At 62.1% G+C, this 16503-nt stretch carries 16 protein-coding genes and 1 pseudogene; 9 read left to right on the forward strand and 8 right to left on the reverse strand.

Annotated elements, in window-relative coordinates; all coding sequences use genetic code 11:
• Positions 1–9 precede the first annotated feature (9 nt).
• From AC1D11_RS15920 to AC1D11_RS15935, 4 genes are read right to left on the reverse strand one after another with little or no spacing between them, the layout of a single operon-like run.
• On the reverse strand, positions 10–1386 hold the full coding sequence (locus AC1D11_RS15920) for an FAD-binding oxidoreductase (protein ID WP_477646644.1): 1377 nt from the start codon (positions 1384–1386) through the stop codon (positions 10–12).
• 21 nt (positions 1387–1407) lie between these two features.
• Positions 1408–1764, reverse strand: coding sequence for a DUF805 domain-containing protein (locus AC1D11_RS15925; protein ID WP_477646645.1), 357 nt, complete (start codon positions 1762–1764; stop codon positions 1408–1410).
• Positions 1761–3719 (reverse strand): MFS transporter, encoded by a 1959-nt coding sequence (locus tag AC1D11_RS15930; RefSeq protein ID WP_477646646.1) that lies wholly within the window; start codon positions 3717–3719, stop codon positions 1761–1763. Before AC1D11_RS15930 ends, AC1D11_RS15925 begins: the two co-directional genes overlap by 4 nt.
• Before the next feature lie 15 nt (positions 3720–3734).
• Positions 3735–4646 (reverse strand): hypothetical protein, encoded by a 912-nt coding sequence (locus tag AC1D11_RS15935; RefSeq protein ID WP_477646647.1) that lies wholly within the window; start codon positions 4644–4646, stop codon positions 3735–3737.
• A gap of 112 nt (positions 4647–4758) precedes the next feature.
• On the opposite strand from AC1D11_RS15935, the gene AC1D11_RS15940 reads away from it, so the two are divergent.
• Together AC1D11_RS15940 and AC1D11_RS15945 are read left to right on the forward strand one after the other, a co-directional pair.
• Positions 4759–5490: a helix-turn-helix domain-containing protein gene (locus tag AC1D11_RS15940; RefSeq protein WP_477646648.1), complete on the forward strand. Its 732-nt coding sequence runs from the start codon at positions 4759–4761 to the stop codon at positions 5488–5490.
• Between the two features lie 231 nt (positions 5491–5721).
• Positions 5722–6879 (forward strand): hypothetical protein, encoded by a 1158-nt coding sequence (locus AC1D11_RS15945; RefSeq protein ID WP_477646649.1) that lies wholly within the window; start codon positions 5722–5724, stop codon positions 6877–6879.
• 113 nt (positions 6880–6992) lie between these two features.
• Here the strand turns inward: AC1D11_RS15945 and AC1D11_RS15950 are convergent, their stop codons facing one another.
• A complete protein-coding gene (locus tag AC1D11_RS15950; protein ID WP_477646650.1) occupies positions 6993–8270 on the reverse strand; it encodes an FIST signal transduction protein in 1278 nt (425 codons plus the stop codon).
• 37 nt (positions 8271–8307) lie between these two features.
• Positions 8308–9159, reverse strand: a complete 852-nt coding sequence (locus AC1D11_RS15955; RefSeq protein WP_477646651.1) for a PhaM family polyhydroxyalkanoate granule multifunctional regulatory protein — start codon at positions 9157–9159, stop codon at positions 8308–8310.
• 297 nt (positions 9160–9456) lie between these two features.
• Between AC1D11_RS15955 and AC1D11_RS15960 the strand changes: the two genes are divergently transcribed.
• From AC1D11_RS15960 to AC1D11_RS15970, 3 genes are read left to right on the forward strand one after another with little or no spacing between them, the layout of a single operon-like run.
• The gene (locus tag AC1D11_RS15960; RefSeq protein ID WP_477646652.1) at positions 9457–9879 is read left to right on the forward strand and encodes a VOC family protein; all 423 of its coding nucleotides are present in this window, start codon (positions 9457–9459) and stop codon (positions 9877–9879) included.
• Between the two features lie 16 nt (positions 9880–9895).
• Positions 9896–10501, forward strand: a complete 606-nt coding sequence (locus tag AC1D11_RS15965) for a MarC family protein (RefSeq protein ID WP_477646653.1) — start codon at positions 9896–9898, stop codon at positions 10499–10501.
• Positions 10498–11673 carry a toxin-antitoxin system YwqK family antitoxin gene (locus AC1D11_RS15970; protein WP_477646654.1) on the forward strand — a complete coding sequence of 392 codons (1176 nt, stop codon included), beginning with the start codon at positions 10498–10500 and terminating at the stop codon, positions 11671–11673. Before AC1D11_RS15965 ends, AC1D11_RS15970 begins: the two co-directional genes overlap by 4 nt.
• Before the next feature lie 117 nt (positions 11674–11790).
• Here the strand turns inward: AC1D11_RS15970 and AC1D11_RS15975 are convergent, their stop codons facing one another.
• Entirely contained in the window at positions 11791–12774 is a 984-nt protein-coding gene (locus AC1D11_RS15975) for a fumarylacetoacetate hydrolase family protein (protein WP_477646655.1), read from the reverse strand.
• Between the two features lie 174 nt (positions 12775–12948).
• Between AC1D11_RS15975 and AC1D11_RS15980 the strand changes: the two genes are divergently transcribed.
• The 3 genes from AC1D11_RS15980 (at position 12949) to AC1D11_RS15990 (ending at position 15275) form a co-directional block, all read left to right on the forward strand.
• Complete coding sequence (locus AC1D11_RS15980) at positions 12949–13761, forward strand: IclR family transcriptional regulator (RefSeq protein ID WP_477646755.1); 813 nt, start codon at positions 12949–12951, stop codon at positions 13759–13761.
• The gene (locus AC1D11_RS15985) at positions 13758–14837 is read left to right on the forward strand and encodes a DUF3108 domain-containing protein (RefSeq protein WP_477646656.1); all 1080 of its coding nucleotides are present in this window, start codon (positions 13758–13760) and stop codon (positions 14835–14837) included. The genes AC1D11_RS15980 and AC1D11_RS15985 overlap by 4 nt, the downstream gene beginning before the upstream one ends.
• A 156-nt stretch (positions 14838–14993) precedes the next feature.
• Positions 14994–15275: a BTH_I0359 family protein gene (locus AC1D11_RS15990; protein ID WP_457281467.1), complete on the forward strand. Its 282-nt coding sequence runs from the start codon at positions 14994–14996 to the stop codon at positions 15273–15275.
• 79 nt (positions 15276–15354) lie between these two features.
• Here the strand turns inward: AC1D11_RS15990 and AC1D11_RS15995 are convergent.
• A pseudogene (locus tag AC1D11_RS15995) lies at positions 15355–15537 on the reverse strand (AbrB family transcriptional regulator); the annotation flags it as partial.
• Between the two features lie 115 nt (positions 15538–15652).
• Here AC1D11_RS15995 and AC1D11_RS16000 point away from each other — a divergent pair.
• Complete coding sequence (locus AC1D11_RS16000) at positions 15653–16489, forward strand: ChaN family lipoprotein (protein WP_477651105.1); 837 nt, start codon at positions 15653–15655, stop codon at positions 16487–16489.
• The last annotated feature ends 14 nt before the right edge of the window (positions 16490–16503 follow it).

The following is a 16503-nucleotide window of genomic DNA, read 5'->3' on the forward strand; positions in this document are numbered from 1 at the left end:
CCCTGTCGTTCAGGTGTTGGAATTGTTCAGCGTAGGGTTCAATGTGGGGGCGTAGTATTTGTCCCAGAGCACATTGCGCAAGCGGAACTGCGGGTCGAGCTTGCGTTTCAGCGCGAACAGCTCTTTGGCCCGAGGATAGGCAGCGTGGAACTGCTCCGCCGTTGCATGCGGTTGGTAGGGCAGGTAGTAGCTGCCGCCGACACTGATGGCCGCATCAATCAGCTCACGCGTCCAGACCGAGACGCGGTTGATGGCGTTGTCCCGGGTGCGCTGCTTGTAATAAAGGACAAACGCAAAGGTCTCACCCCGGGCCCAGGCCAGCAGGGTGCCGGGGTCGGGCCGCGCATGCCGCACCGACACATTAAGCGCATTGACGCGATAGCGCTGCAGGATTTCCGCCATCATCGGCACGAAGTCGTCAAACCGCTCAACCGGGATGAAGTACTCCTGCAGCACATAGGTTGTGTACTTGCGCGAAGCCGGTTCGAGCTCTGCCACGTCGTAACCGGCCTCGAAGTTGCGCCAGTGCACCTTGCGGAAAAGATAAAGGAGGGGGTCGATCAGGTATTCGCGCCGCCATTTACCCAAGGGGGTTTCGGTCACGGCCCATACAAAGTAGCGGTTCACTGGGTAGGTTTCGCCGCCTTGCTGCAAACGTCTTGGCTCGGTGGTGGCTTCGTCAGTGCGCGCCCAGGTGACGGAGCGCACCTTGCGGTAATGCGGCGGGTACAGGTCGGCATTGTGAAAGACCGCGTCCTGGAAATACCGGACCTTGGCCTTGAAGTGGCTGATGTATTCGGCCGCGCTCATCTTGCGGGCCAGCCGCTTGACCTTGGTGTTGTCCGCCAGGTCCAGTTCGGCCTCAACAATCACGGCCACACCGCCATAGCCGCCGATCACAGCGTAAAAGAGTTCCGCATTGACGGAAGGCGAAGCATCCTGCACGCTGCCGTCGGCCAGCACCACCCGGATCTCCCGCACCGACATCACCACTGCACCCAGGCCCATGTAGCGGCCGTGACAGTTGACGCTCAGCGCGCCGCCCACCGTGAAGTTGGCATAGGTCTGCATGATCTTCACGGCCAGGTCGTGCGGATCGACAAAGCGCTGGATGTCGCACCAGCGAATGCCAGCCTGCACGCGTATGGTTTTCTCCATCGGCGAGAAGCGGATGATCTGGTTGAGCTCACGCATGTCCAGGTGCAGGCTGCCGGAGCTGGCAGTCTGCCCACCCATGCTGAAATGCCCGCCGCCCACCGACAGCGGGCCATCGGTACGGCGCACGGCATCGCACACTTCGTCCACGGTTTTGGGTTTGCTGATGGCCCAGACGGCAACCGGGTTGAGGCCGGTCACATCGTTCACGATCAAAGTGTTGTTGTGCATGTTGTGGTCCCGCGCCATCCTCTACCGCACCACCAGATAGTCGCCGCGCGGCGCCAACGGGTCGGGGCCCCAGCGATTGTCTTGCGGCAGGCCGCGCCTGAAGGCCAGTTGCCACGCCAGCCACAACGCGCCGGCCACCGGCACCAGGACCAGCAGCAGCCACCAGCCCGAACGATTACGGTCATGCAGGCGGCGGATACAGAGCAATATCAGCGCCACCAGCACCGGGCCATTGATGAGCCAGGCCAGCACCACCGAAGGTGCCGGCCCTGCGGCTGCCCAGGCCAGGTACAAAACCATCCACGCGATGAGGCCGTGCAGCCAGAAGCCACCGCGAGAAAGCCTGCCGCCAGCTTTAAAAAATTGAAGCGCAGTCATGTCTTGTCCTGTCCCATAAGTTGTTCCACCTTCGCCCTCAGATCCGAAGGTTCCACTTTGTCCGCAGCAATTGGCATGCCTACATTCAGGCCCACCCGGTTGAAGAGCCCGCGCCGAAAGGGCTTGGTCATGGCGACTCCTTTTTCGGCACGGCTGAAAAATGAACCCCATAAGTCGGTCAGCGCCATCGGCACCACATTTACCTGCACACCGTCACGCCGGGCATTCTCCAGAATCTTCATGACGCCGCCTTTGAACTCCTGCAGTTCGCCATTTTTTGTAATTCCCCCCTCGGGAAATATTGCGAGCAGGTCGCCGTCACGCAGCACCTTGGCGGCGGCTTCGAAGGCCGCCTCGTACAGCGCCGGGTCTTCCGTGCGCGGTGCAATCGGGATCGCTTTGGCCAACCGGAACAGCCAGCCCAGAACCGGCATTTTGAAGATACGGTGGTCCATCACAAAGTAGATGGGGCGCGGGCTGGCGGCCATCAGCAGCACCGGGTCGACAAAGCTGACGTGGTTGCAGGTCAGCACGGCGGGGCCCACGGCAGGGATGTTGTCGTCGCCGGTGATCTTGAAGCGGTAGACCAGGCGCGAAGCAATCAGCGCAATGAAACGCAGCAGGTACTCGGGCACCAGCATGAAGATGTAGAACGCCACCACCGCATTGGCCAATCCAACGAACAGGAAGATTTGCGGAATGCTGAACCCGGCCTTGAGCAGGGCGCCGGCCAGGATGGCGCTGACGATCATGAACAGCGCATTGAGAATGTTGTTTGCGGCGATGATGCGCGCCCGATGCGTGGACTGGCTGCGCAGCTGGATCAGCGCGTACATCGGCACGCTGTAAAGGCCGGCAAAGAGGCTGAGCAAGGCCAGGTCCATCATCACGCGCCAATGCGCGTGCTGCGACATGAAGGCGCCCAAGGTCATAACGGGCGCTGACGGCAAGCCGCGCGAGGCGAAGTAAAGGTCAACCGCAAACACGCTCATGCCGATGGCACCCAGCGGCACCAACCCTATCTCGACGTGGCGTTTGCTGAGCACTTCGCAGAGCAGCGACCCGGTTGCGATGCCGATGGAGAAAACGACCAGCAGTAAAGACGCCACCTGCTCATTGCCGTGCAGCACCTCTTTGGCAAAACTCGGAAACTGGCTCAGGAATACCGCACCAAAAAACCACATCCAGCTGATACCCAGCATGGAGCGGAACACCACCAGGTTGCCGTTGGCAAGCTTGAGGTTGCGCCAGGTTTCTGTCACCGGGTTCCAGTTGATTTTCAGGCCCGGGTCAGTCGCAGGCGTCAGCGGAATGAACTGCGAAACAAGCCGGCCAACCAGCGCGAGGCCGATGCATGCAATAGCCACATAGTCCGGCCCCACCTGGGGCACGGCCACCATCAGCCCGCCCACCACCTGGCCCAGCAAAATGGCCACAAAGGTGCCCATCTCAACCATGCCATTGCCGCCGGTCAACTCGCGCTCGTTGAGCGCCTGCGGCAGATAGGCAAATTTGACCGGGCCGAATATCGTGGAATGCAGCCCCATCAAAAACGTGCAACCCAAAAGCACGGGTACCTGGACATTGGCGTTGCTGCTCATGAAGCCGACCGCAGCGATCAGCATGATCACCACTTCCAGGTTTTTTACAAAACGGATCACGCGCGTCTTCTCGAACTTGTCTGTTAGCTGCCCGCTGGTGGCCGAGAACAGCAAAAACGGCAGGATGAACAATGCCCCAATGGCCAGCCCCGCCAGCGCGGGAGGCAGCCAGCTCACGCTGAGCTGGTAGGTCACCATCACGGTGAAGGCAAACTTGAAAAGGTTGTCGTTGGCCGCGCCTGAAAACTGCGTCCAGAAGAATGGCGCGAAGCGGCGCTGCTTGAGGAGCGCGAACTGGTTCGGATGCTCGTGAACGGGGGGTGGCGACACCGCGGCGGCCATATCAACAGGCATGCTTGACTCCTCTTTTCAGTTGTTGTGCGGCAAGCTGTGGCGAGATGGCCTGCCTGCTCTGTTTTTGAATGCTGCTGTGGATTCTGCCTTGAATTTTCGGGCGTCCAGAAGCGCCGCAACGACGGGCCAGGCAGCACAACTGGCCACCACGTGCTTCAAGGTGTGGCCCGAAACCAGCTGACCCGTCCATTCGAACACCGCGTGGTCACCCAGCTCGAGCAGCTTGGCCAGCGCATAAATGGCTACCACCAGCAGCCAGCGGATGGGCAACACCCGCCCTGCCAGCGTGGGCCGCAAACAGGCGACGCCGACAATCAGCAACATGCCACCGAGTTGCAAAACGGCCCACGGCAGCACATTGCCCGTCTGCGACCAAAGATGCACGGACAACGGTCCGAGAGCGAGGACCATTGCAGCCACCGCCATACCGGCACGGGTGCTGACGGCCTGCATGGTGCCAAGCCCGAGCAAGCCGGCGAAGGCAAACACCATGCCGCCGCGATCCCAGACCAGCCCGGCATCTCCCGGCTGCAGATGGTAGGCCGCAGAAACCACGGAGGTGAGGGCCAAGCCGGCAAAGAACAGCGCTGCGAAACCTGCGGCCGCGGCGCTGACAGCCCGCGCCTTCACCGCACGCACAAGGGCCCAGGCACCCACCACGCCCCACAGCGCGAACGGCAGGTTGCTGAGGACGTCCATCGCATGGGGCAACCATCCCCAGGCTCGTTGGTCGGCGAAGTCGTGATAGTGCAAAGGCTGCGCCACCGACGGCCCCAGCAATGCCGCCGCCAGCATCGCAAGCAACACGCCGGCGAGCGCGCATTCGCGGCGGCAGGCCGGTGCTTTCCAGCCCGATACCTTCATCTGTGCGAACCAGGAAGGCGGTGGCACAACACGGCGGTGGGCGGTTTTCAGGCTGATTGGCATGGGGCAGCTCCTGTGTGAATGAAGCCGCACTGTGCAGGCCAGGTGCCGAAAAAGCACCGGAATTAGAGCCAGTTCTCGCCGTTCAGCCTCAAAGTACCGATAATCGATACTCATGAGCACTACCGCAGATCTTGTCACCGTCCTCAAAAAAGAGCTCAAGGTGGCGCGCATGACGTACGCCGACCTGGCCGTCAAACTCGGCATGGCCGAATCAAGCGTCAAGCGCATGCTGGCCAGGGGCGATATGCCCCTCTCGCGTATCGACGCGATCTGCCGTGCGCTCAAGCTGGACTTTGCCGACCTGGCCAGGCGTATCGCCGACACCCAGCCGTTGCTGGCGGAGCTGACCGAAGCACAGGAAAAAGCCGTGGTGGCCGACAAGAAGCTGTTGCTGGCCGCCATCTGCGTGCTGTCGCAATGGACGCTGGAGCAAATCACCGCGAGTTACCGGCTGACCGAAGCCGAGTGCATCAAATACCTCGCGCAACTCGATCGCATCGGCATCATCGAGCTCAAGCCGCTGAACCGTTACCGGCTCAAGCTCGCCAAGACCTTCCGCTGGCGACCGCACGGGCCGGTCATGGACTACTTCCGCGAAAACGCCCTGCTTGACTATTTTTCCGGTGGATTTGACGGCAACGGCGAAGGCCTGCTGCTGGTGCACGGCTCCATCAGCCGCGGCCTGGCGCCTTCGTTCCTTGAGCGCATGCAGCGGGTGGCACAGGACTTTGCCCAACAGCACCAGACCGACCAGAAGCTGGGCGACAAGGACCGCGAAGGGTTCACCTTGCTGCTGGCCATGCGGGGCTGGGAGTTCGAGGCTTTCGCTGCACTCCGTAGGTAACACCCCCTTTCAGACTCACTTCGTGTAGTCTGCTCCCCCCTCAAGGGGGCGGCCCCCTGCGGCCCGGCAAAGCCGGTTCCGCGGGCCTGCTGGTATTCAGTCCAGGTCGCCGCCCGAGCCTATTGCACGCAATTATATTAGTTGACTAAGAAAAATCGGAGTTTACTGGTAATATTCAGCGAATTGCAGCCTGCAAGACTGTTTTGTGCATGCAATTTCCGGTGACCCACGATGAATCCCACCTCCACCTACGTTGGCCTGCCCATCCCGGTCGCTGCAAATCTGACCGACACCAAATACTTCTTCCAGGCGCTGGACAACTTCTCGCGCGTGATGGCGATACGCCCCGGGGACCGGGTCCTGATGCTGGCCGATCCGTTGCTGGACCCGCGTGTGATCGACGCCGTGATCGGCATTGCCAAATCGCGCGGCGCCGAGGTGCGCGTTTACATGGAGCCGAGCACGCAGGTGACCGCCGTACCTGAAGAAGTGCATGCCATGCTGAAGAAGGCCACTTTTGTGGTGTCTACCTGGTTCTGCTCCATCCTCGACCCTTTGTGCATCAACCTGCGCCGCGCCGGCCAGCGCTGGGTCAAGATCACCTATTTCCGCAACCTGGATCTGCTGCACACGCCGCAGGCGCGCTTTCCGGTCGACCTCATCGGCGAGATCATCCGCCAAACGGCCAGCCGTTATCCGACCGAAGGCGATTTCGACTTGCGCTTCACCGACTCTCGCGGCAGCGACTTCCGCATCAGCTTCACGCAGGCGATGCGGGCCAACCAGCTGGCCACCAACCGCTGGCGCGGCCAGATGACGGCCGAGGAAGACGGCTGTTATGTGCACTACCTGCCGACACACGGCCCCAATCTGTGGGACCACAACTCGGTCAAAAATGATTTCAAGGCCGTGGTGCCCATGGCCGGCGTGCTTTACCCGCAATGGGCGGTCGGTTTTACCAAACCGTTCGAGGAAAAAATCGCCGTGCATTTTGAGGGTGACACAATTTCATCGGTCGACGGAATTTCAGAAGAAGCGGTGATCCTGCGCGAGATGCTGGTCGGCGGCCGCATGATCGAAGGCGGCGGCTGCGGCTTCAACCCCAAGGCGCCGCGCCACACGGTGTACCCAGCCGGCTCGAACGCGCCCGGCGCATTGCACTTCGGTATCGACCTGGCGCAGCCCAGCGACTACATACGCCGTGTCATGCCTGACTGGGAAGAGCCGCCGGTGCACATGGACCTGATCACGCTGGACGGCACCGTGACTGCAGGTAATCAAACCCTGATCAAGGACGGTTTTTTGTGCGCGCTGCGCGACCCGTCAGTGGTGGCGATGGCCGCGCGTTACGGCGATCCGGTGGAGTTACTCGAAGCCCAGGTTCTGTAAGGCCTCACGGTTTCTTCAAGCGGGGGCCGCGGTCCGGCTTCGCCGGCTGCAGGCGCCCGTCCCCTGGAAGGGGAAAAGGCGCTACACGAAGTGAGCGTCCGACAGGGGTAAGCCTAGGTAATCGAAGTAAACACCGTCAGCACACCGGTGTAGCCGTAAAGGTGGTGCCGGGCGATCTCGCCGCCGGCGAAAAAGCCAACCAGCGGCACATCGCCCAAGGCCCTCCGCACGATCTGCAGTTCGGCACTGGGCGCGCCGAAGTGCGGGCCGCCACGGCCGGAGCAACTGACGTACACCGCGCCGGCTATGCACCGGGCCGCGTGCGGCGCAGACTCGGCCTCTGACGCGCGCAAGGCGCTGGCAACTTCCAGCGTGACTTCTTCCGGTTCCAGCTCTTCACGAATCTCGGCGCACACACGCACAAGGTCCGCGCGCGCGGCTTCCATGTTGCGTTCGCAGAAAGCCAGCTTCATGCCCACGACGGGCACCTCCGCGATGGCAATCCCCTTGCGCGCCGGATCCAGCCCGATCAGGTGGCGCACCAGCACCTCTGCGCCAAACTGGCCGTGCCGGCCGGCGCCGTCATGGGGAATGTCTGCCGGGCGGCTCAGGCCGACCAGCGTGGTCCGCACTTTGGCCAGGGCCTCCCGCGGCTCATCAAGCGACACGTCCAGGTCTGCCAGCATCACCTCCAGTGCCGGCTGTCCATCGAGCTCGGTCACCACATTGGATTCGCAGGCCGTGATCTCATGATGCGCAGACACGGGCCTGCACCCCTGGGTGATGCGTGACATCAGCGCCGCGCCCTGGCCAAACGCCACACCGCTGAGCCCCCCGGTGAAGACACCGCCGGCCGCGCCCTGCCCCTTGACATTGCCGTGCCCGCTGAGGGCAAACTGCACCGTGCTGGAGCGGCTGGAAGCCAGGCCGCCAAACACATAACCGCTGCCGGTGCGCTGTGCCATTTCGTCGATCAGTTCGGCGACGTCGGGCGTCGTCGCATCCGCATGCACCAGCGCCGTATGCGCCTTGAACCTTCCCTGGCTGGCCGGTGGCAAGGGCGACACTCCGGAGAACACACGGTACTGGTCGTGCGGAAGTTCGCAGAGCATGACCGTGAGCGCCGGCTCGTCAAAGTACTCGACGTTGTTGGAGGCGATACCCACGCCCACCGTGCCGCTCCAGTCGGTGATGTCGGGCAGTTCGGCACTCAGGTGGTCAAGAATGTCCTGCGCATGGGCCGCATAGTGATCGGTGATGTAGAGCAGCGCCAGCGTGGGCGATTTGGCGTAGCCGGGCAATGCGAGGTAGGCGCGCAGCTGCGCCAGCACAAGGCCTGCCGCCATCTGCCATTGCGGATGGGTGGCGTGGCCGTAGGGAAAAAGCTTCATGGGGTCCTGGTGAAATTCAGTGAAAAGTCAGCCTGTATCAACGCGTGGTTTTGCGTGCGGTTTTAGTTGCGGCCTTGCGCGCCGGCGCCTTGGCCTTGGGTTTCGTTTTCGCGGCGGTTTTGCCGGCCGCGGGTGTAGGCCAGGCCTGGCTGCTGCGCAGGGCCGTGTTCATGGCCGCGCGTGCACCGCCCGCCACGGTTTTACCGGCGGACTCCGCCATGTTGCGGGCCATGCCCGTTGCCATGCCGGTGGCGGTCTTCATAGCGTCCTTGGCAAGGCCGGTCGCCAGGCTTTTGGTGGTGTCCATGGCCGTTTTTTTGGCGGCATCCTTCATGGCATCTGCCGCAATCGTCTGGAACTGCTGGGTCAGCGCGCCCCACCACTGCATCGGGTCCACCACGCCGGCCGGCGGCGTGCCGGCCTTGGCCGCGGCGGGTGCCTTGGATTTGGCGGCAGGCTTGCCCGCGCCAAAGCTCGTTGGCGGGACCTCCAGCCCCGAAAACGTACGGGCCTTGTCAGCCACACGCTGCACACCACCGGCCACGCTGTCGGCCACCTTGAGCTTGAAGGCATTGGCCACATCGCCCATGTTGAAGTTCATGCCTTTAAGGGTAGCCAGCGTCATTTTCTGCACCTCCAGCGCCTGGATGGTCGCCTTGAGCGCCGTGGCGTTCTGGTCGAGCCAGAACTGGACAGCCTTGAGTTCATCGATGCGCTTGTCGAGCTCTTCGACATTCAGCGTGGGCGCTACCCAGTTGCCCAGATTGGGCAGCTGCGGAATGCTTTGTGTGGCGCTGCCTGCCGCCTGTTTGGCGAGGTTCTGCAAAAAGTCAAAGCCGGGCACCAGCTTGCCGAAACCGGGGAAAGAAGGGTTGTCCGCGTCACTCATGAATGTCTCCTGGCAGGTTGTGCACGATTTGCATCGGGCGGCTGGATGATCCAGCGCACGCCTTCATTGTGCAACGCCGCAGCAGCGCGTCAACCGCTTTTTGTGTTTTCAGCAGGCAAACACCAAGGCCGAACCGGTATCGATACGGATTCAAGCAAAAAACACCCACGGGCCTTTATCTACGGGCGCAAGCAGCTATCTAATTCATAGCATTTATCAGCAGGCCTGGCGCCATGCCCGTTGCCGGCCAGGCTGCAAAAGCGTCTCTTTCGGGCAATGCCCTGATAAGCTTGCACCATGAAAAGCCTCTTTCACTTTGCCTTCAATGTCAGAGACCTCAACGTGGCCCGCCAGTTTTATGGGGGGGTCCTGGGATGCGCGGAAGGCCGCTCGGCCCCTACCTGGGTCGACTACGACTTTTTCGGCCACCAGCTGTCGCTCCACCTGGGCGAACCGTTCAAGACAGAGCGCACCGGCCATGTCGGCGACAAGCTCGTTCCCATGCCGCATTTCGGCCTGGTGCTTGCCCTGGACGACTGGCAGGCCCTGGCGCAGCGCCTGCAAGCGGCCCGCATGGACTTTGTGCTGGAGCCGCAGGTGCGCTTTGCAGGAGAAGCCGGCGAGCAATGGACCATGTTTTTTTGCGACCCCTTTGGCAATCCCATCGAGATCAAGGGTTTCAAATCGCTTGAAGCCCTTTACTCGGCCAACCCGGCCTGACATATCTGACATACATATGGCCTATACCTTTGCTTCCGCCACGGTGTTGCTTCTGCTGATCACCGATCCGTTCGGCAATATTCCGATTTTTGTCAACGCCCTGAAGGGTGTGGCGCCGGAGCGGCGCATGCGCGTCATCCTGCGCGAGGTGCTGATCGCGTTTTTGCTGCTGCTGGCCTTCATGTTTGTCGGCGACGGTTTCCTGCGCCTGATGAACCTCAGCGATTTGTCGCTGCAGATCGCCGGCGCCGTCGTCATGTTCCTGATCGCGCTGCGCATGATCTTCCCGTCGGACCAGCCCGAGGCCGCGCCGCTGCAGGGCGAGCCGCTGATTGTGCCGCTGGCGATTCCCGCGCTGGCAGGCCCTTCGGCACTGGCCACGGTGATGCTGCTGGTGTCCCAGGCGCCGGCACGGCGGCTCGAATGGATCGCGGCGCTGTGCGTGACCATGGCGGTGTGCGCCGTGGTGCTGGTGCTGTCCGAGCGGATCCAGCGGGTGGCAGGCGACCGCGTCATGATGGCTTTCGAGCGCCTGATGGGCCTGATCCTTGTTGCCATTTCAGTTGAAATGTTCCTGCGCGGCATACGGCTGTTCATCAACCAAACCGGAGCTGCTGCATGAAAAAATCCGTGCAACGCCTCGTCCTTCTTGGTGCGTGCGCATTGGCCTCGCCCTGGGCACATGCGGTGCAAGACTGCGAAATCAACGGCGAAAGCGTCAACCCCAACAATGGCAACACCACGGCCGGCAAAACCGGCATCATGCGCTGCAAGGACCGGGACACAGGCCAGCTGATGCGTGAACAGGAGTTGCAGGGCGGCAAGTTCATGGGCTTGATGCGTTACTACCAGAATGGCAAGCTACAGCGGGAATACAGCGAAAACGAGCGCGGCAACCGCCATGGCCGCGCGCGCGAATTCGCACCGGACGGCCGTGTGCTGCGCGACTCCGTCTACGACAACGGCACCGAGGCCGGCCTGGCGCGCAGCTTTCACACCAATGGGCAATTGCGGCGCATCGTGTTTTACGGGCCGCGCGCAGGCGGCAGCATCGAGCAGGCCTATGCCGAATTCAATGATCGCGGCCAGCTCCAGGCTTTACGCTGCGGCGACAAGCCTTTGCTGGCAGCGCCGGCGGAGGACGCCCGCTGGTGCGGTTTTTCTGGCGGCGCCTCAAAGATCGAACTCTTCAGCAGCAAGGGCGTGCTGAACGGCACCAGCAGCTACCTGGCCGGAAAACGCATTCGCCATGAAACGCTGGGCGAGGGTGGCAAGCCGGATTACCTGGACGAGGTATCGGGCAACATTCGCACTGAACGCTATTTCAACAACGCCGGCGTCAAGCGGCGCGAAGTCCAGTGGCTGCTGGAGACCAACCCGTCAAAAACCTCGTTCAAGGAACGCGAGCAGGAGTTCGCCGACAGCGGCGCCCTGACGCACGACAGGCGCTGGTCGGCCGGCAAGCCGGTCAGCGACCAGACTTACTACCTGAACGGCCAGCCGCGCAGCAAAACCGAGTACGGTGGCGAAGGCGACAACGCCTGGCTGCAAACCACCGACTTCTTCGACAGCGGAAAAATCGCCGCCACCGGCCGCTACACAGCCTCCAACCGCTACCAGCAACTGCCCCAGGGTACGCACCAGCGCTTTAACGAAGCCGGCAGGCTGGTGGCCGAATCGAGCTACGACGAGCGCGGCCGCATCACGCGCGAGAAAACATGGGACGACGAAGGCAAGCTGTTGCGCGATGACGCGGTTTTTGAAGACGGCTCGAGAAAAGCGTATTCTAGGTAACAAAATAGAGCCCTCACGCTCCCCCACTTCGTGTGGGTCGCTGCCCCCCGAGGGGGCCGCCCGCCTGCGGCCTGGCAAAGCCAGCTCCGCGGCTCATGCTGATTTATGCAGAGTGCCTCAAGCGGCGGAGACGATTTTTTGGTCTATCGCCCCAAACACGGACAGGCCATCCTTGCCCTTGGCCTCGATGCGGATGGTGTCGCCGAACTTCATGAACTCGGTTTTGGGCTTGCCATCCTCGATGGTTTCGATTGCGCGCTTTTCAGCGATGCAGCTGTAGCCGTGGCTCCAGTCTTTGTTGCTGACGGTGCCTGAACCGATGATGCTGCCGGCGCGCACATTGCGGGTTTTGCAAATGTGGGCGATCAGCTGGCCGAAACTGAATGTCATCTCGGGGCCGGCTTCGCACATACCGACCTTGCGGCCGTTCCAGGTGCTTTGCAGGGTCATGTGCAGGCGGCCTTTTTCCCAGGCGTCGCCGACTTCGTCCAGCGTCACTGCCACCGGGCTGAAAGCGGTTGCCGGTTTGCTCTGGAAGAAACCGAAACCCTTGGCCAGTTCATCGGGGATCAGGTTGCGCAAGGACACATCATTGGCCAGCATCAGCAGGCGCACGCCTTCCAGCGCCTGCTCGGGCGTGGCGCGCATGGGCACATCGCCGGTGATCACTGCGATCTCGGCCTCGAAGTCGATGCCGAACTCCTCGCTCGCCACCACCACATCGTCGCAGGGTCCAATGAAATCGTCGCTGCCGCCCTGGTACATCAGCGGGTTGGTGTAAAAACTTTCCGGCACTTCGGCGTTGCGCGCCTTTCGCACCAGTTCCACGTGGTTGATATAGGCCGAGCCGTCGGCCCACTGGTAGGCGCGCGGCAGCGGTGCCATGCAGCGCGATGGCTCAAACGGAAAAGCGTGCCTTGCCTTTCCCTGGTTCAATGTTTCGTACAAGTCCTGCAACTGCGGCGACATGAAGTTCCAGTCGTCCAGCACCTGCTGTAATTTGCCCGCGATGCCCGTCGCATAATGGGCTGTTGAAAGATCGCGCGACACCACGACCAGCTGGCCGTCGCGTGAAGAGTCTTTATAAGTGGCAAGTTTCATCAATATCCTGATTGGTGGCTGTCGGCTTTCGCAGAAGGCCTGATTGTGCCGTGGCCGGCGGTGGCATCCGGCCCCGCGTTACGATCCATGCATCCACAGTCTCACGGCGAACCTGAAATTCTAGTCAAGCCCATGAAAGTCAGCCCAGGCGCCCCCGCCACAGCACGCAGCAGCCTGCCGCCGCAACGCGCGGGTATTCAGTCGGTCGAGGTCGGCTTCAGCTTGCTGGAGTCGCTCTCTGCCTCACCCGGCCCGCTGATGCTTCGCGACCTGGCAGCCGCAGCGGGCATGAGCGCGGCCAAAGCGCACCGTTATCTCGTCAGTTTCCAGCGGCTGGCACTGGTCGTCCAGGACGAGGCAACCGCCCGATACGACCTCGGTCCGGCTGCGCTCAAGTTGGGACTCGCTTCCCTTTCGAGATTGGACAGCGTGAAGCTGGCCCGCCAGCTCATGCCGCGCCTGATGGTGCAAACCGGCCAGACCCTGGCACTGGCGGTCTGGGGCAACCAGGGACCGACCCTCGTCCACTGGGAAGAATCACCGCAGTCTGTGACGGTCAACCTGCGGCTGGGCGATGTCATGCCCCTGCTGTCGTCCGCCACGGGCTTGTGCTTTGCCGCATTTTTGTCTTCAAACCTGCCCAAGGCCAGAGCCAAACCACAAGGGCGGCTGGCGCTGCTGGTCAGGGATGAACTGGCACGCAACCAGAAGCTGGCGCGAAAAGATGTTCCCGCCACCATGGCCGAGCTGAATGCCTTGCTGGAAGATATCCGCCGCCGCGGCATGGCGCGCGCGATCAATACCCTGCTGCCCGGCGTGGCCGGCTTCTGTGCGCCGGTGTTCGATGCCGACGGCCACCTCGCGCTCGGCATTGTGGCGCTGGGTTCGCTTGCAACGTTTGATCCGGACTGGGGCGGCGCCGTAGCACGGCCGCTGGCCGCCGCCGCCCGGCAGCTTTCCGGTGATCTTGGATTCACACAGGCGTGACCACGTCCACCGACCGCTATCCTTCGGCGCCTCGCTGGCGTGTGCTTGCGGCGCTGGCTACAGGGGTGCTGGCTGTCCACACGCTGATGCTGAAGTCATCGCCGTTACGATTCGGCTCCGAGCAAACTGCCGCCTCCCCGCGCAACCAGGTTTTCGCAACGCGCACCATCGCACCGCTTCCAGCATTGACAGCGCTTGCCCCCGCGCCTTCCACACCGCCCCCAAAGCCCAGGACTTACAGAAAAAAACCCGCTGTAGCGCAGGAACCTCCGGCGCAGGCAGCTACTGATTTGATAGCAACCCCATCTACCGAGGTGATGACATCCAGCGCGCCCCAGACAGAAAATCCGGAAAGCCTGCCCGCGCAGGCAACGCCCACAATCGCGGCTGCCAGCGCTCCCGCGATAGCCGAACCAGGCCAGTCGACAGTGACGGCGGTGGTTTTGCCGGAAAGCGCGCGACTGGAATACAAAATGACCGGCAGCGCAAAAGGCCTGAACTACCACGCAGACGCCGAACTTGGATGGCGCTATTCCGGCGACAACTACAGCGCCTCCATGCGCGTCAGCGCACTGTTTTTGGGGTCACGCAGCATGGCAAGCACCGGGCAGGTGGGCCCGCAAGGCCTGGCACCGACCCGCTTTTCCGACAAATCAAGAAGCGAAGTGGCCGCGCATTTTGAAGCGGACAAGGGGCAGATCATCTTCAGCGCCAACACACCCACTGTTCCCTGGATCAAGGGCGTACAGGACCGGGTCAGCGTCTTCATCCAGCTCGGCGCCATGCTGGCGGGCAACCCGGCCGGCTTTCCCGCCGGCTCCACCATGTCGATTTACACCGTAGGACCGCGGGATGCAGACACCTGGACTTTCCGGGTGGAAGGCGAAGAGAAAATGGCACTTCCCTACGGCGAGCTGAATACGCTCAAACTCACCCGTCAACCCCGGCGTGAGTTCGATCAAAAAGTGGAACTCTGGTATGCCCCGTCACTCGGATACCTCCCCGTTCGCAGCAGGATTACCCAGCAGAACGGCGACTTCATCGACCAGCAGCTTCGCGCGATCACCAAGGACTGAGGCCAGCAAGCCGGCGTTGTTATGGCGCACAGCGGCATCTGTTTTATGTGTGGTTTTACACGCGTAACGCGTCTTTACCTCGCGCATGCACACTTAAAACCCACAGCCCTTGAACTTGGCCTCATCGTTGCTATCTGAAGCCAAAGGACCTACACCATGCAAATGCTTTATGACTCGGAATCTTTTGCTGTCATGCAGATTCACGCCAATGCACCGGAAGAATCCGCGCCTGTCCCGGCCGTTCCGCAACTGGCACGGCACGGCTTCGAAATCGTCGATAAACGTTCGGGCAAAGAGGTCTATCTGGATGGATCCTGGGCTGAAATGTTCCAGCAACGCTTGAGCGCCTGGGCGCAAAACACCCCCACGCAGGAAGAAATCGAAGACACGCTGGAAGGCTACAGCGGCCTTGCCAACACGCCGATATCGCTTCATTAGAGCTAGAAGTACAGACCCCACGGCCGCTCACTTCGTGTAGCTCCCTGTCCCCCGAGGGGCCGCCCGCCGCCCCCGGCCCGGCAAAACCGATCATCGATTGCCCGACGTTGCGCAACGGCGTCCAGCTAGCCGTGGGTCCGCACAGCATTGAGACCAACGCCGTCGCCAGCAAGGGGCCGATCATCCAGGGCAAAGGCGTGTGCAGCGCAATACTCAAAGAAGCGGCACCCCAGGCCAGCAACAAGGTCAGGACGACACGCACGGGGACAGGGCGGCGCGGCGGCGCAAGGAAGACATGGCAGAGCGTAACGGCGCGGAACAGAAACCGCTGGAAGCGGTAGTATCCACCGATGCGCCATTTCTTTACCCCTCGTGCTTTGGCCTGCCTTGTCTGCACTGTCACGATCGCTTTGGCGGGCGGTTGCGCGGGTCGGCCTGAAGCACCCATCCTGCAGGCGCAGGGCAGCGAAGCCGCACAAACATCCACCCGGCTGGAGGCGCTGCTACCTGCCGACGTCCTTATCCTCGGGGAGCAGCACGACGCCGCGGAGCACCAGACAATCGAACAGCAGGTAGTCGCCGCCCTGGCTGCCAAAGGGGTGCTGGCTGCCGTAGCCCTTGAGATGGCCTACACGGGTGCAAGTACTTCCGCGCTCAGGCCCAGCGCCACCGAGCAGCAAGTGCGCAATGCGCTCAACTGGAACGACAAGGGCTGGCCCTGGACAGCCTACGGCCCTGCCGTGATGACCGCGGTGCGCGCCGGTGTCCCCGTGATGGGCGCCAATCTGCCCCGGGTGCAGATGCCAGACAGCATGGCTGACAGCCGGCTTGACGCCCGCTTGCCAGGCCCCGCCCTCAAAGCCCAGCAGCAGTTGATCCGTCTCGGCCACTGCAACCTGTTGCCTGAGAGCCAGATCACGCCAATGACACGCATCCAGATTGCCAAGGACATCACCATGGCCAACACCCTCGGGCAGGCCGTGCTACCCGGCAAGACAGTGCTGCTGCTGGCCGGAAGCGGCCATGCGAACCGGCAATTGGGCGTACCGCAGCACTTGCCGACGGACATAAAAGCCAAAGTAGTGCGCCTGCTTGCCGGGACTCCTCCCAATACCGAGGGCGCAAACGCTTTCGACGCTGTGTGGGCAACGGCCCCGCTCCCGGAGACCGACTATTGCGCGGGCCTGCAGAAGCAGCTGGCACCCAAACCCTGAAGAGCCTTTTGGGG

The organism is Polaromonas sp. P1_E11 (assembly GCF_056405995.1).